Below are 14,226 nucleotides of genomic sequence, written 5' to 3' on the forward strand. Positions count from 1 at the left end.
CGATTTAAAGCACCTCAGGTGCTAATGATACAATTTTCATGAATTGTTTTTCACGAAGTTCTCTTGCAACCGGACCAAAAACACGAGTTCCTCTCATTTCACCTGCAGCGTTTAACAATACACATGCGTTATCGTCAAAACGGATGTAAGATCCATCAGCTCTTCTCACTTCTTTTTTAGTACGTACAACAACTGCAGTAGAAACAGCACCTTTCTTTACGTTACCGTTTGGTGTTGCATCTTTAATTGACACTACAATTTTATCTCCAACAGAGGCATAACGACGTTTCGTTCCTCCTAAAACACGTATAGTCAAAACTTCTTTTGCTCCTGTGTTATCTGCTACTTTTAATCTAGATTCCTGTTGTACCATAATTACTTCGCTCTTTCAATGATTTCAACTAATCTCCAACATTTTGATTTACTTAAAGGACGCGTTTCGCTAATTCTTACCGTATCTCCAATGTTACAGTCATTTGTTTCGTCGTGTGCAACATATTTTTTTGTTTTTAACACGAACTTACCATATAATGGGTGTTTCACTTTTTTAGTTTCAGAAACAACAATAGATTTCTCCATTTTGTTACTAGTTACTACACCAATTCTCTCTTTTCTTAAATTTCTTTTTTCCATCTTTCAGCTAGCTTACAATTATTGTAACTCTCTTTTACTTAGCTCAGTGTTTAATCTCGCAATTACTCTTCTCATTGTTCTAATTTGAAGAGGGTTTTGAATTGGAGAAATAGTATGAGTCGTTTTTAGATCGGCATAAGTTTTTTTAGACTGACTAAGTTTTTCTTGTAACTCAGCTACAGATAGACTTATAATTTCTGATTGTTTCATAATGAATATAAGATTATGCTTCGAAATCTCTAGCAACAACAAATTTAGTTTTTACGGGTAGTTTTTGAGCGGCCAAACGCAATGCTTCTTTTGCAACTGCTAATGGCACTCCACCAACTTCAAACATGATTCTTCCGGGTTTAACAACGGCAGCCCAATATTCAACTGCACCTTTACCTTTACCCATACGTACTTCAAGAGGTTTCTTAGTGATTGGTTTGTCTGGGAAAATTTTGATCCATAATTGACCTTCTCTTTTCATAAAACGAGTAGCTGCGATACGTGCTGCCTCAATCTGGCGAGAAGTTAAAAAAGCTGAATCCATTGATTTGATTCCAAACATACCGTTAGAAAGCATGTGACCTCTTTGAGAATCACCTTTCATTCTACCTTTTTGTACCTTACGATACTTTGTTCTTTTAGGCTGTAACATTTTCTTTTAATTTAAAAAATTACTTTCTTTTACGAGAATTTGATTTCCCATTTGGCTTTCCTCCTTTTGGAGCATCACCACCTTTTCCACTACCTGTAGCTTGTTTTTTATCCATACCTACAAGTGGAGAAAGATCTCTCTTTCCGTAAACTTCACCTTTCATGATCCACACTTTGATACCCATTCTACCATAAGTAGTATGTGCTTCAGCCAAAGCATAATCAATATCGGCTCTGAAAGTTGATAGAGGAATTCTTCCTTCTTTGAAACCTTCTGAACGTGCCATTTCAGCTCCATTCAAACGACCGGAAATCAAAACTTTAATACCTTCTGCATTCATACGCATTGCTGCTGCGATAGCCATTTTAATAGCTCTTCTGTATGAAATACGGCTTTCGATTTGACGAGCAATGCTAGTTGCAACTAAATAAGCATCTAACTCAGGTCTTTTGATTTCAAAGATGTTAATTTGAACCTCTTTGTCCGTAATCTTTTTAAGTTCTTCTTTCAACTTGTCTACCTCTTGACCGCCTTTTCCGATAATAATACCAGGTCTTGCAGTAGTGATAGTAACGGTTACAAGTTTTAAAGTTCTCTCAATGATTACTTTTGATACACTAGCTTTTGATAAACGAGCATGAATATACTTTCTGATTTTATAATCTTCGGCAATTTTATCACCGTAATCATTTCCACCATACCAGTTTGAATCCCATCCTCTGATGATACCAAGTCTGTTTCCAATTGGATTTGTCTTTTGTCCCATCTTATTTATTAATTGCTTTGTGTGTTATTACTAGCTCCAAGCACGATTGTTACGTGGTTAGAACGCTTTCTAATTCTGTGTGCACGACCTTGAGGAGCAGGACGAAGTCTTTTTAACATCATTCCTCCATCTACTCTGATCTCTTTTACAAATAAAGCTGCTTCTTCAATACTTGCATCTGCATTTTTAGATTGCCAATTGGCAATTGCAGATAACAATAATTTTTCTAATTTTCTAGAAGCTTCTTTTTGACTAAATCGTAATACATTTAGTGCTTTTTCCACTTTCTGACCTCTTACCAAGTCTGCTACCAAGCGCATTTTTCTAGGTGAAGTAGGGCAGTTATTCAATTTCGCGAAAGCTATCGACTTATTAGCCTCTTTTCTCGCATCTGCTGTTTCTCTTTTACGAACTCCCATTGCTTCTTATTTTTTACCTTTATTTTTAGCACCTGCATGACCTCTAAATGATCTTGTTGGTGAAAACTCTCCTAATTTGTGTCCTACCATGTTTTCTGTTACATAAACCGGTACAAACTGACGACCATTGTGTACTGCGATTGTTTGTCCAACGAAATCCGGAGTAATCATTGAAGCTCTTGACCAAGTTTTGATCACAGCTTTGTTTGATTTCTCAACGTTTTCAAGAACTTTTTTATCTAATTTGTAATGTACAAATGGACCTTTTTTTAATGAACGTGCCATGTCTATCTAATTATTTCTTTCTGCGTTCAACAATATACTTATTACTTGGGCTAACTTTAGAACGAGTTCTATAACCTTTTGCAGGTAAACCTTTTCTAGAGCGTGGGTGACCTCCAGAAGAACGTCCTTCACCACCACCCATTGGGTGATCTACAGGGTTCATTGCAACTGGTCTTGTTCTTGGTCTTCTTCCTAACCATCTTGATCTACCTGCTTTTCCAGATACAATCAACTGATGATCAGAATTCGAAACCGCACCAATAGTAGCCATACATGTTAACAAGATAAGTCTTGTTTCACCAGAAGGCATTTTGATAGTAGCATATTTTCCATCTCTTGCCATTAACTGAGCAAACGTACCAGCCGAACGAGCAATGATTGCTCCTTGACCCGGACGCAACTCAATACAAGAGATAACTGTTCCTAGAGGAATTTTACTTAATGGTAAAGCATTTCCGATTTCCGGACCTGCATTTTCACCTGAAACAACAGTTTGACCAACACTTAATCCGTTTTGAGCAATAACATATGCTTTTGCTCCATCAGCATAACTTAATAATGCAATAAATGCTGTTCTGTTTGGATCATATTCAATTGATTTAACAACAGCAGGAACTCCCGCTTTTGTTCTTTTGAAATCAATCATACGATACTTTTGTTTGTGACCACCGCCTGTGTAACGCATGGTCATTTTTCCTTGACTATTTCTACCTCCTGAGTTTTTTTTCGGTGCCAATAATGACTTTTCCGGCTTATCAGTTGTAATGGCGTCAAAACCATTCACAACTCTAAAACGCTGACCCGGGGTAATAGGTTTTAATTTTCTAACTGACATTACTTATTAGATATTGTTATAAAAATCAATTGTTTCTCCTTCTTGCACTTCTACAACTGCTTTTTTATAAGCATTTGTTTTAGCACTAATCATACCGCTTTTAGTGTACTTTACAGAACGATCCGGTCTTACATTCATGGTATTAACTGCAACAATATTTACTCCATAAGCTGCTTCAATAGCATTCTTAATCTGAATTTTGTTTGCTTTTCTATCTACCACGAAACCATAACGATTGTTAAGCTCACTTTGCTTAGTGATTTTTTCTGTTATGATAGGTTTAATTATGATACTCATAGCCTATTATTTACTTAAATTTTGTTCAATTCCTTCTAAAGAACTCTCTAAAAGCACAACTTTATTTGCATTCAAAATAGCGTAAGTACTTAATTCAGAGTTAGTTACAACATTAGAAGCCTTCAAATTGCGTGACGACAAATATACATTTTTATTTGAATCACCCAACACAAATAAAGATTTTTTATTCTCTAATCCTAAGGCATTCAATATTGTAATAAATTTCTTAGTGCTTGGAGTCTCAAAATTAAAATCTTCTAAAACGATTAAATCTGATTCATTTACTTTTTGCGAGAAAACAGATTTACGAGCTAATCTTTTTAATGTTTTGTTTAATTTAAAAGAATAACTTCTTGGTCTTGGTCCAAAAACAGTACCTCCACCTTTGAACAATGGGTTCTTAACACTACCCGCACGAGCAGTACCTGTACCTTTTTGTTTTTTAATTTTACGAGTACTACCAGTTACTTCTGCTCTTTCTTTTGCTTTGTGCGTTCCTTGTCTTTGATTAGCCAAGTATTGCTTTACATCAAGATAAACAGCATGTTTGTTAGGCTCGATAGCGAATACATCGTCAGAAAGTTGAACTTTTCTGCCGGTATCTTTTCCGTTGATATCTAAAACTTTTACTTCCATTACTTCTGAATGATTACATAAGAGTTTTTGTGTCCAGGAACACATCCTTTAACAAGTAATAGATTTTTGTCTGCTACTACTTTTAAAACTCTAAGGTTTTGAATTGTTACATTGTCTCCTCCAGTTCTTCCTGCCATACGCATTCCTTTGAATACTCTTGATGGATAAGAAGAAGCTCCTACAGAACCTGGTGCTCTTAAACGGTTATGTTGACCATGAGTAGCTTGTCCAACACCACCAAATCCGTGACGTTTCACTACCCCTTGAAAACCTTTACCTTTAGAAACACCTTGTACATCAACAAATTCTCCTTCGTTGAATAGATCTACCGTGATTAAATCACCTAATTTATACTCTTTTTCAAATTCTTGAAATTCAACGACTTTTTTCTTAGCAACAGTACCTGCTTTTTTAAAGTGACCTATAGCCGCTTTTGTAGCATGTTTCTCTGCTTTGTCATCGAAACCAAGTTGAAACGCTTGATACCCGTCAACCTCTTTGGTTCTGACTTGGGTAACGACACAAGGACCAGCTTCAATTACAGTACAAGGAATATTTTTCCCGTTCTCATCGAAAATACTAGTCATGCCGATTTTTTTACCAATTAACCCAGACATATTAAACTATTTATAAATGATTAAAAATTCTCTTTTTGTTTTGTATTATGACAAGAGTATTAAGCATTAAGAGAATGTCTTAATACTTAATACTTTCATCTTTGTACATTTATCACACTTTGATTTCAACTTCAACACCACTTGGCAACTCTAATTTCATTAGAGCATCAATGGTTTTAGAAGAAGAAGAATAGATATCTAACAATCTTTTGTATGAACTCACTTCAAACTGCTCTCTCGCTTTTTTGTTAACGTGTGGAGAACGTAAAACAGTGAATATTTTTTTGTGCGTTGGTAATGGAATTGGCCCTGTTACCACGGCTCCGGTACTTTTTACCGTTTTTACGATTTTTTCAGCTGATTTATCAACCAACATGTGATCGTAAGATTTTAATTTTATTCTGATTTTTTGACTCATTTTCGTTAAAATTAAGCGTTACCTTTTGCTTTTTTAATTACTTCTTCTGAGATATTAGAAGGAGTTTGTTCATAATGTGAGAATTCCATTGTTGAAGTTGCTCTACCTGAAGACAAAGTTCTTAAAGTAGTAACATAACCAAACATTTCAGAAAGCGGAACAAAAGCTTTAATTGTTTTTGCACCAGCTCTATCTCCCATGTCGTTTACTTGACCTCTTCTTCTGTTCAAATCTCCAACAATATCACCCATGTTTTCTTCTGGAGTGATTACTTCAATTTTCATGATTGGCTCAAGAATTACAGCTCCAGCAGCTTTAGCTACTTCTTTGTAACCCATTTTAGCAGCCAATTCGAAAGAAAGTGCATCCGAATCCACAGGGTGGAAAGACCCGTCTAACAAAGTAACTTTTAAACTATCAACAGTATATCCGGCTAAAGGACCTTGCTTCATTGCTTCTTTGAAACCTTTTTCAACAGCAGGAATATATTCTTTTGGAACGTTACCTCCTTTTACTTCATTGACAAACTGTAATCCAACTGGTGTTTTTCCATCTACTTCATCAGCAGGCTCTAAACGGAATACAATATCTCCAAATTTACCACGTCCACCAGATTGCTTTTTATAGGTCTCTCTGTGTTGAGCAGATTTAGTGAAAGCTTCTTTGTATTCAACTTGTGGTTCACCTTGGTTAACTTCAACTTTGAATTCACGTTTCATACGATCAACTAAGATATCTAAGTGTAACTCACCCATACCAGAGATGATTGTTTGACCTGAAGCCTCATCCGTTCTAACTGTAAACGTTGGATCTTCTTCAGCTAATTTAGCTAAAGCCATACCCATTTTATCTACGTCAGCTTTTGTTTTAGGTTCAATTGCAATACCAATTACCGGATCAGGGAATTTCATTGACTCAAGGATAATTGGGTGTTTTTCATCACACATTGTATCTCCAGTCTTGATATCTTTAAATCCTACTGCTGCACCAATATCTCCAGCCTCAATAAATTCGATTGGATTTTGTTTATTAGCGTGCATTTGATAGATACGAGAAATTCTTTCTTTGTTTCCAGAACGTGTATTCAAGATATATGAACCTGCATCTAAACGACCTGAATAAGCACGGAAGAAAGCTAAACGACCAACATAAGGGTCAGTAGCAATTTTAAATGCCAAAGCAGCAAACGGCTCCTTTGGATCAGGACGACGCATAATTTTCTTTTGGTCTTCTTCTAATAAATCAGCATCATCAGGGTGAATTCCTTCAATACCTTCTTTATCTAAGGGAGATGGTAAATATTTACAAACTGCATCTAACATAAACTGAACTCCTTTGTTTTTAAAAGAAGATCCAGCAATCATAGGAATGATAGCCATGTCAATTGTAGCTGCACGTAATGCATTGTTGATTTCCTCCTCAGTGATTGAGTTTTCATCTTCCATATACTTATCAAGAAGATTCTCATCATACGTTGCAATCTCTTCAATAAGTTTAGAACGATATTCTTTAACTTCATCAACCATATCAGCTGGAATGTCAACAATATCAAAGGTAGCTCCTTGTGTTTCATCATGCCATACAATAGCTTGATTTTTCACTAAGTCAACTACTCCTTTGAAATCTTGTTCTTCACCAATTGGCAAAGTAATGGCAACTGCATTAGACTTCAACATATCTCTAACTTGTTGACAAACTCCTAAGAAGTTTGACCCCTGACGGTCCATTTTGTTTACGAATCCCATACGAGGAACTCTATATTGGTCAGCAAGTCTCCAGTTTGTTTCTGATTGAGGCTCAACACCATCAACAGCACTAAACAAGAACACTAAACCATCCAATACACGCAATGAACGGTTTACCTCAACGGTAAAGTCAACGTGTCCGGGAGTATCAATAATGTTAAAGTGATACGGTTTAGACTCAGGTAAAACTTTCCCTTGGCTGGTTGGAAAATTCCACTCACAAGTTGTAGCAGCAGAAGTAATGGTAATACCTCTTTCTTGCTCTTGTGCCATCCAGTCCATAGTAGCTGCACCATCGTGTACCTCACCTATTTTATGTGATTTACCAGTATAAAATAGAATACGTTCAGTTGTTGTTGTTTTACCAGCATCAATGTGAGCCGCAATTCCGATATTTCTTGTGTATTTTAAATCTCTAGCCATTTCTTTATGAATTAAAATCTAAAGTGAGAGAACGCTTTGTTAGCCTCAGCCATTTTGTGCGTATCCATTCTTTTCTTAACTGCTGCTCCTTCTTCTTTAGCTGCTGCTAAAATTTCTGAAGCTAATTTACCAGCCATTGATTTTTCGTTTCTTCTTCTTGCATAAAGAATCATCCATTTGATAGCATAAGAAATCTTTCTATCCGGACGAATTTGCATAGGAATTTGGAAAGTAGCTCCACCCACTCTACGTGAACGAACTTCTACGTGAGGCATAACATTTGTTAATGCATCTTTCCATACTTCTAAAGCAGATTTTTCAGCATCTTGCTTTTTTGTTTCCACTATTTCTAAAGCATCATAGAATACTTTGAAAGCGGTAGATTTTTTACCATCCCACATTAAGTTGTTTACAAAACGTGTTACCAATTGATCATTGAATTTTGGATCCGGTAAAAGAGGTCTTTTTTTGGCCTGTCTTTTTCTCATGTCTTTTCTTTAAAAGTTTCTAATTACTTTTTCTTTGCGGGTGCTGCTGGTTGACCTGGTTTTGGACGTTTTGCACCATATTTTGAACGACGTTGCGTACGACCTGCTACTCCAGCAGTATCTAAAGCACCACGTACAATATGGTATCTTACACCTGGTAAATCTTTTACCCTTCCGCCTCTCACTAATACTATCGAGTGCTCTTGTAGATTGTGTCCTTCTCCCGGAATGTATGCATTTACCTCGTTTCCGTTTGTTAAACGAACCCTTGCTACCTTTCTCATTGCTGAGTTTGGTTTTTTAGGCGTCGTTGTGTAAACACGAGTACACACACCTCTTCTTTGAGGACAAGAATCTAAAGCAGCCGATTTACTCTTCTTAGTTACTTGGGCTCTCCCTGTTCTTACTAATTGTTGAATTGTTGGCATAATTAATACTAAAAATTTCTATGTTTTTTAAATTTACCCTATTTTTAGGGGTTGCAAATGTAGTAATATTTTTTATCAAAACAAATCATAATTTATTTATTTTGTTTGAGTTGGATTTTTTTAGGTGCTGAGGGACTGAGGTGCTGAGGGACTGAGTTTTCAAATACAAGTATCAAGAGAAAATTTGAAATAGAAAATTGATTTTGCTTCACCCCTCCTCCTAATTGTCGCGAAGCTTCGAGAGAAAGCACGGCTTGGAATGAAAAGCAGAATAAAGCCCTATACCATATCTCCTTTTTTTGCGTTACTTTTATCGAAATTAAAACTGCGTTGAAAAAGTTTGCTCTACTATTAATATCACTCATGTTTTTCTTGAATGGAAAAGCACAACAAGTATATTTATCTATTGAAGGACAAAACAAATCTGAAACCAAAAAAATTGATTCCATTGGTTACACAAAACAATTTCAAAACGCAAAAGGAGTTGTTGATGAGACCCGTAATTTTTCAACAATCCTTTTTCAGTCCGGTTATTTGGAATCAGAAATTGTGAATAACCAAAAACAAAACGACTCTACTTTTTTATTTCAATTTAAACTCGGAAAAAAAACTTCACACCTACATATATATATAGGTGAGGAAAATCAATTTTATTTAAATGATGAATATAAACTGAAAAATGATACTTTAAAATTACCCATTTATCAGGTTCCGCAATTTATGAATGGAATTTTAAAGCGTATGGAAGCCACCGGTTATTCTCTAGCAAACTTAAAACTCATCAACTTTAAAAAAATAAATCAATCGTTGCATGCTGATTTAAACATTCAAGCAAACAAAAAAAGAATTGTAAATGATATCATTATAGAAGGTTTTCCAAAGTTTCCAGAAAATTACCGCAAGAACTTGAAGAAAATGTTCGCCAAACAAACTTTCAATCAATCCAATTTAGACAAGCTATTCCGAACTGTTGAAAGCTATCGATTTATTTCGCAAACCAAATATCCGGAGATTTTATTCACTCAAGATTCTACTAAAATTTATCTCTATTTAGAAAAAGCTAAAGCCAATCGGTTTGATGGATTCATAGGATTCAACAATGATGAAGGCGGAAAAGTGAATTTTAATGGCTACGTAGATTTACTTTTACACAATTTATTGCATTCCGGCGAGCATTTCTCCATTTTTTGGAAAAGTGACGGAAATGAACAAACTACTTTTAACGTAGGACTTCAACTTCCTTATATTTTTAAAAGTTCTTTCGGATTAAAAACTGAACTACAAATTTTTAAACAAGACAGCACTTTTCAAAACACAAGAACTTCAATTGATTTAGGCTATTTTTTTAACTACAACAAAAGAGTTTATGTGGGCTACCAATCCTCTGAATCGAGTGATATTCAAAATGTAAATTCTAATTTTATAAGTGATTTCAAAAATGCTTTTGTTACCAGTCAATTTGAATATATCGATTTTAAAATTGGTGATTTTCTTTTTCCCGAAAAAACGGTCATTCATTTAAAATCAGGAATTGGAAGCCGAAAATCTAAAATTGATGATCAAAATCAGTTTTTTGTTCAAGTTGAACTCAAACACAATTTTTATCTAAATGCTAAAAATATTTTTCATCTAAAATCGCAAAACTATTATTTAAAGAGTAATTCATATGTTGTGAACGAATTACATCGTTTTGGCGGAATTAATTCGATTCGAGGATTCAACGAGAACAGTTTACAGGGAAGTATTTTTTCATCACTTTTAACCGAATATCGCTATGTTTTATCTTCCGGCATGTATATTCATTCTATTATTGATTATGGTTACTTTCAAGACCAAACCAATGATGTGAAAGATTCACTTTTAGGATTAGGTTTTGGTTTTGGATTGTTGACTAAAAATGGCCTTTTTAATTTGGTTTATGCGAATGGAAGCATCGGCAATCAAGAGATTAAACTTTCCAATTCAATTGTACATATTAGTTTTAAGACGAGTTTTTAAATTCGTAAAAAACCTTACCTTTACCCCATGGAAAAAGACAATCAGATTTTTGGAATTAGAGCTATTATTGAAGCAATTCAAGCCGGAAAAGAAGTAGACAAAGTGTTTATTCAAAAAGATGCTCAAGGTGATTTGATGCGGGATTTGATGAAAACAATGAAAGCTAACAAAATCAATTTTACTTATGTTCCGGTAGAAAAACTAAATCGATTAACTTCAAAAAATCATCAAGGTGCAGTGGCTAGCATAGCACCTATTTCTTTTGTTGGCCTAGAAACATTAGTGACAAATGTTGTTGATAGCGGAAAAACTCCTTTGTTTCTAATTTTAGATCAACTTTCAGATGCTCGTAACTTTGGAGCCATCATTCGAACAGCTGAATGTACGGGTGTGGACGGAATAATCATTGGCAAACAAGGTGCAGCTCCTGTAAATGGCGACACTGTAAAAACTAGTGCCGGTGCCGTTTTTAATGTGCCTATTTGTAAAGTGGAACATATAAAGGATGCCATTTTTTATTTACAAGGTTCTGGAATCAAAACCATTGCTGCAACTGAAAAAACAGACGACTCCATTTATGATCTTTCATTAAGCGAACCTTTAGCCATTATTATGGGCAGTGAAGACAGAGGAGTAAATCCTTCTGTGTTGAAAATTGTAGATGAAAAAGCAAAACTTCCTATGTTTGGCACTATTTCATCTTTGAATGTTTCTGTTGCTTGCGGTGCTTTTTTATATGAAGTAGTTAGACAGAGACAGTAATAAATAAAAAAAAACAAACAATTACTCTTTCTCTTTTTCCGATTTATATTCATAAAACACATTTTTATCTATATTGAAAAATGTGAACTCCTCCTCTATTTCTTCCGGTTTTGGTGGATTTACAAAATTTCCATTTTCATCAAAACGTTTCATAAACGGATCATTTTCCGGATTAAAATCCGGTTTTTCCCATTCGTATCGAATTGGTCTTTTATATTTTTCTGCTTTATACACTAAAGAAAATAGAAACCCTGTGATGAATCCAGCCAAATGCCCTTCCCAAGAAATTTGATTATCAACTTCCGGAAAAATATACCAAACCATCCCGCCGTAAAGCATTACAATCAATAAAGACAAAGCTACCAAGCGGTAATATCCGGTTTGAATTCCTTTAAAGAAGATAAAGCTTACCAAAACATAAATCAATCCACTCGCACCTATATGATAACTTTCTCTGCCAATGATCCAGGTCCCCAAGCCGGAAAAAAGAATACCAAAAACCAGTACATGAAAGGAAACTTCTCTGTAAAAATAACGTATTGAAGCAATGAGAAATAATAATGGAATAGAATTGTTATACAAATGTTTGATATCGCCATGCAAAAAAGGACTTAAAACAACACCTCTCAAACCACTTAATGTTCGGGGCAATATTCCAAAAGTACTTAAATCAATTTTGAATCTGACTTCTACCCAAAATACAATCCACAGGGCCAATACAAAAAATAAAGGCCAAGCGATTACTGAAGTTGAAAAAACGAAGGATTTTTGTTTCATAAAAAGAATCGTATCAAAAATACAACCAAAACGAAAGTAGTGCTTTTTTGTCAGAAAACCGTATTTTTACACCATGGAAGCACCACTTGCCGAACGCATTCGGCCTCAACATTTATCGGAATACATCAGTCAGTTGCACTTGGTTGGCGAACAAGGTTCTTTGACGCATCAAATTGCAAAAGGAATCATTCCCAGTTTAATTCTTTGGGGACCGCCCGGAACAGGAAAAACGACATTAGCTCAAATTATGGCTCAAGAAAGCAAACGACCATTTTTTACGTTAAGTGCTATTAATTCTGGGGTAAAAGATATTCGAGAGGTCATTGACAAAGCCAAAACAAGTGGAGGTTTATTCACCGCCAAAAACCCGATATTATTTATTGATGAAATTCATCGCTTTAGCAAATCACAACAAGATTCTTTGTTGGCTGCAGTTGAAAAAGGTTGGGTTACGCTTATTGGTGCTACTACCGAAAACCCAAGTTTTGAAGTCATTCCAGCATTATTGTCAAGATGTCAGGTATATGTATTAAATGCTTTCTCCAAAGAAGATTTAGAGCAATTGTTATATCGAGCCATTGAGCATGATGAAATTTTAAAAACCAAAAATATAAACCTGAAAGAAACCGAAGCTCTTTTGAGACTTTCGGGTGGTGATGGAAGAAAATTGTTGAATATTTTTGAATTGATTATTAATGCAACCGAAGAAAATGCGATAGAAATTACGAATGAAAAAGTAATGCATTTGGTTCAAAAGAATACGGTCTTGTATGACAAAACGGGCGAACAACATTATGATATTGTTTCGGCTTTCATCAAATCTATTCGCGGAAGTGATCCAAATGGAGCAGTTTATTGGCTTGCAAGAATGATTGAAAGTGGCGAAGATGTAAAGTTTATTGCTCGAAGAATGCTCATTTTAGCCAGTGAAGATATTGGGAATGCCAATCCAACAGCGTTAATTTTGGCTAACAATACTTTTCAAGCCGTAACTACAATTGGCTACCCTGAAAGTCGGATTATTTTAAGTCAATGTGCGATTTACTTGGCTACTTCAGCTAAAAGTAATGCAAGTTATTTAGCCATAGGAAAAGCTCAACAAATCGTAAAACAAACCGGTAATTTACCCGTTCCTTTGCATTTACGAAATGCTCCAACCAAATTGATGAAAGAATTGGGTTATGGCGATGAATACAAATACGCTCATGATTTTGACAACAATTTTACTGAGCAAGAATTTTTACCGGATGAAATTCAAAACACCTATTTTTATGAACCTGGTAATAATGCCCGAGAAAAAGAATTACGCACTTTTTTAAAAAACCGTTGGAAAGACAAATACGGATACTAAAATTTCACTTTAACAATTTCTGTAAATAATTGGTCATTGTTGGTATATTCAAAAATCCAATTTTGGTCTTTCAGGTATAACATTCCGTTATTTTGACCTTTTTGAGCTAAGAATAAATCTGATTTGCCGGTTGAAGTAAGTTTATATACGGTTTGATTTTGATTGTTTTTTAATATAAACCCTGAAGTAGTTTTTTCAGCAATTAAATTATCATTTGTTGATTCTACTTGACTTACAGTAGATTTTACTTCCTCTTTTGTTGTTAAAGACTTATCTTGATTTCCTTGAAATTTATATTTTAAAGCAAACAATGATTCAAAAATTTGGTCTGTACATTCAGTATACGCTACTTTAAAATCCTTGTCTTTACTTTTTCCTTCATCACTTTCAAAAACAACTTTATTTTGACAATCTTTGAATACTAAATTCATTTTTGTCCAAACAAAAGTGCCACCTCTCACTAAATCTACTTTTAAAATTTCACACGCCTTTTGAGCTACTTCTAATGGAATATTATTTTCATAATAAGCAATAAAGCCCATTTTTTCTAACTTATTTTTTACTACAGTATTCAATCTATGTTCATTTTCAACTTTCATGAAATCAAACTTAGTAGGTACAACTACATATTGATATTTATTCAACACCTGAGAAAAACCTTGAATACAAAAACCCAAAACTAAAAATAAAACTATTTTTTTCATC

21 protein-coding genes are annotated in these 14,226 nt (G+C 34.7%); 3 read left to right on the forward strand and 18 right to left on the reverse strand.

Annotated features, from left to right (window positions below; genetic code table 11):
• Window positions 1–4 precede the first annotated feature (4 nt).
• From rplN to H601_RS16585, 16 genes are all read right to left on the reverse strand, one after another.
• Window positions 5–373: a 50S ribosomal protein L14 gene (rplN, locus tag H601_RS0104020; RefSeq protein ID WP_007803649.1), complete on the reverse strand. Its 369-nt coding sequence runs from the start codon at window positions 371–373 to the stop codon at window positions 5–7.
• A 2-nt stretch (window positions 374–375) separates the two neighbouring features.
• Complete coding sequence (gene rpsQ, locus H601_RS0104025) at window positions 376–633, reverse strand: 30S ribosomal protein S17 (RefSeq protein WP_026710306.1); 258 nt, start codon at window positions 631–633, stop codon at window positions 376–378.
• Window positions 634–651: 18 nt separating this feature from the next.
• Complete coding sequence (gene rpmC, locus H601_RS0104030) at window positions 652–843, reverse strand: 50S ribosomal protein L29 (RefSeq protein ID WP_026710307.1); 192 nt, start codon at window positions 841–843, stop codon at window positions 652–654.
• A gap of 13 nt (window positions 844–856) precedes the next feature.
• Window positions 857–1,276: a 50S ribosomal protein L16 gene (rplP, locus tag H601_RS0104035; protein ID WP_026710308.1), complete on the reverse strand. Its 420-nt coding sequence runs from the start codon at window positions 1,274–1,276 to the stop codon at window positions 857–859.
• A 19-nt stretch (window positions 1,277–1,295) separates the two neighbouring features.
• Window positions 1,296–2,042: a 30S ribosomal protein S3 gene (rpsC, locus tag H601_RS0104040; protein WP_026710309.1), complete on the reverse strand. Its 747-nt coding sequence runs from the start codon at window positions 2,040–2,042 to the stop codon at window positions 1,296–1,298.
• Window positions 2,043–2,050: 8 nt separating this feature from the next.
• A complete protein-coding gene (gene rplV, locus H601_RS0104045; protein ID WP_026710310.1) occupies window positions 2,051–2,461 on the reverse strand; it encodes a 50S ribosomal protein L22 in 411 nt (136 codons plus the stop codon).
• 6 nt (window positions 2,462–2,467) lie between these two features.
• Window positions 2,468–2,746, reverse strand: coding sequence for a 30S ribosomal protein S19 (gene rpsS / locus H601_RS0104050; RefSeq protein ID WP_026710311.1), 279 nt, complete (start codon window positions 2,744–2,746; stop codon window positions 2,468–2,470).
• Window positions 2,747–2,756: 10 nt separating this feature from the next.
• A complete protein-coding gene (rplB, locus tag H601_RS0104055; protein WP_026710312.1) occupies window positions 2,757–3,581 on the reverse strand; it encodes a 50S ribosomal protein L2 in 825 nt (274 codons plus the stop codon).
• A 6-nt stretch (window positions 3,582–3,587) separates the two neighbouring features.
• Window positions 3,588–3,878: a 50S ribosomal protein L23 gene (gene rplW, locus H601_RS0104060; protein WP_026710313.1), complete on the reverse strand. Its 291-nt coding sequence runs from the start codon at window positions 3,876–3,878 to the stop codon at window positions 3,588–3,590.
• 6 nt (window positions 3,879–3,884) lie between these two features.
• Window positions 3,885–4,514, reverse strand: coding sequence for a 50S ribosomal protein L4 (gene rplD, locus H601_RS0104065; protein WP_026710314.1), 630 nt, complete (start codon window positions 4,512–4,514; stop codon window positions 3,885–3,887).
• Window positions 4,514–5,131 (reverse strand): 50S ribosomal protein L3, encoded by a 618-nt coding sequence (gene rplC / locus H601_RS0104070; RefSeq protein WP_026710315.1) that lies wholly within the window; start codon window positions 5,129–5,131, stop codon window positions 4,514–4,516. The genes rplD and rplC overlap by 1 nt, the downstream gene beginning before the upstream one ends.
• A gap of 112 nt (window positions 5,132–5,243) precedes the next feature.
• Window positions 5,244–5,549, reverse strand: coding sequence for a 30S ribosomal protein S10 (rpsJ, locus tag H601_RS0104075; protein WP_026710316.1), 306 nt, complete (start codon window positions 5,547–5,549; stop codon window positions 5,244–5,246).
• Between the two features lie 11 nt (window positions 5,550–5,560).
• The gene (gene fusA / locus H601_RS0104080; protein ID WP_026710317.1) at window positions 5,561–7,717 is read right to left on the reverse strand and encodes an elongation factor G; all 2,157 of its coding nucleotides are present in this window, start codon (window positions 7,715–7,717) and stop codon (window positions 5,561–5,563) included.
• Window positions 7,718–7,728: 11 nt separating this feature from the next.
• Complete coding sequence (gene rpsG, locus H601_RS0104085; RefSeq protein ID WP_026710318.1) at window positions 7,729–8,205, reverse strand: 30S ribosomal protein S7; 477 nt, start codon at window positions 8,203–8,205, stop codon at window positions 7,729–7,731.
• Window positions 8,206–8,228: 23 nt separating this feature from the next.
• Window positions 8,229–8,633: a 30S ribosomal protein S12 gene (rpsL, locus tag H601_RS0104090; RefSeq protein WP_026710319.1), complete on the reverse strand. Its 405-nt coding sequence runs from the start codon at window positions 8,631–8,633 to the stop codon at window positions 8,229–8,231.
• 92 nt (window positions 8,634–8,725) lie between these two features.
• Window positions 8,726–8,998 carry a hypothetical protein gene (locus H601_RS16585; RefSeq protein WP_026710320.1) on the reverse strand — a complete coding sequence of 91 codons (273 nt, stop codon included), beginning with the start codon at window positions 8,996–8,998 and terminating at the stop codon, window positions 8,726–8,728.
• On the opposite strand from H601_RS16585, the gene H601_RS0104100 reads away from it, so the two are divergent.
• A complete protein-coding gene (locus tag H601_RS0104100) occupies window positions 8,997–10,631 on the forward strand; it encodes a BamA/TamA family outer membrane protein (protein ID WP_245571609.1) in 1,635 nt (544 codons plus the stop codon). The genes H601_RS16585 and H601_RS0104100 overlap by 2 nt on opposite strands.
• Before the next feature lie 27 nt (window positions 10,632–10,658).
• On the forward strand, window positions 10,659–11,393 hold the full coding sequence (gene rlmB, locus H601_RS0104105) for a 23S rRNA (guanosine(2251)-2'-O)-methyltransferase RlmB (protein ID WP_026710322.1): 735 nt from the start codon (window positions 10,659–10,661) through the stop codon (window positions 11,391–11,393).
• Window positions 11,394–11,414: 21 nt separating this feature from the next.
• On the opposite strand, the gene H601_RS15200 is transcribed toward rlmB, so the two are convergent.
• Window positions 11,415–12,170 carry a rhomboid family intramembrane serine protease gene (locus H601_RS15200; protein WP_035655516.1) on the reverse strand — a complete coding sequence of 252 codons (756 nt, stop codon included), beginning with the start codon at window positions 12,168–12,170 and terminating at the stop codon, window positions 11,415–11,417.
• 73 nt (window positions 12,171–12,243) lie between these two features.
• Between H601_RS15200 and H601_RS0104115 the strand changes: the two genes are divergently transcribed.
• Window positions 12,244–13,521 (forward strand): replication-associated recombination protein A, encoded by a 1,278-nt coding sequence (locus tag H601_RS0104115; RefSeq protein WP_026710323.1) that lies wholly within the window; start codon window positions 12,244–12,246, stop codon window positions 13,519–13,521.
• Here H601_RS0104115 and H601_RS0104120 read toward each other — a convergent pair.
• Window positions 13,518–14,225: a hypothetical protein gene (locus tag H601_RS0104120; RefSeq protein WP_026710324.1), complete on the reverse strand. Its 708-nt coding sequence runs from the start codon at window positions 14,223–14,225 to the stop codon at window positions 13,518–13,520. The two genes, H601_RS0104115 and H601_RS0104120, sit on opposite strands and share 4 nt — an antisense overlap.
• Window position 14,226 lies beyond the last annotated feature (1 nt).

Source organism: Flavobacterium filum DSM 17961 (assembly GCF_000425465.1).
Taxonomy (GTDB): domain Bacteria; phylum Bacteroidota; class Bacteroidia; order Flavobacteriales; family Flavobacteriaceae; genus Flavobacterium; species Flavobacterium filum.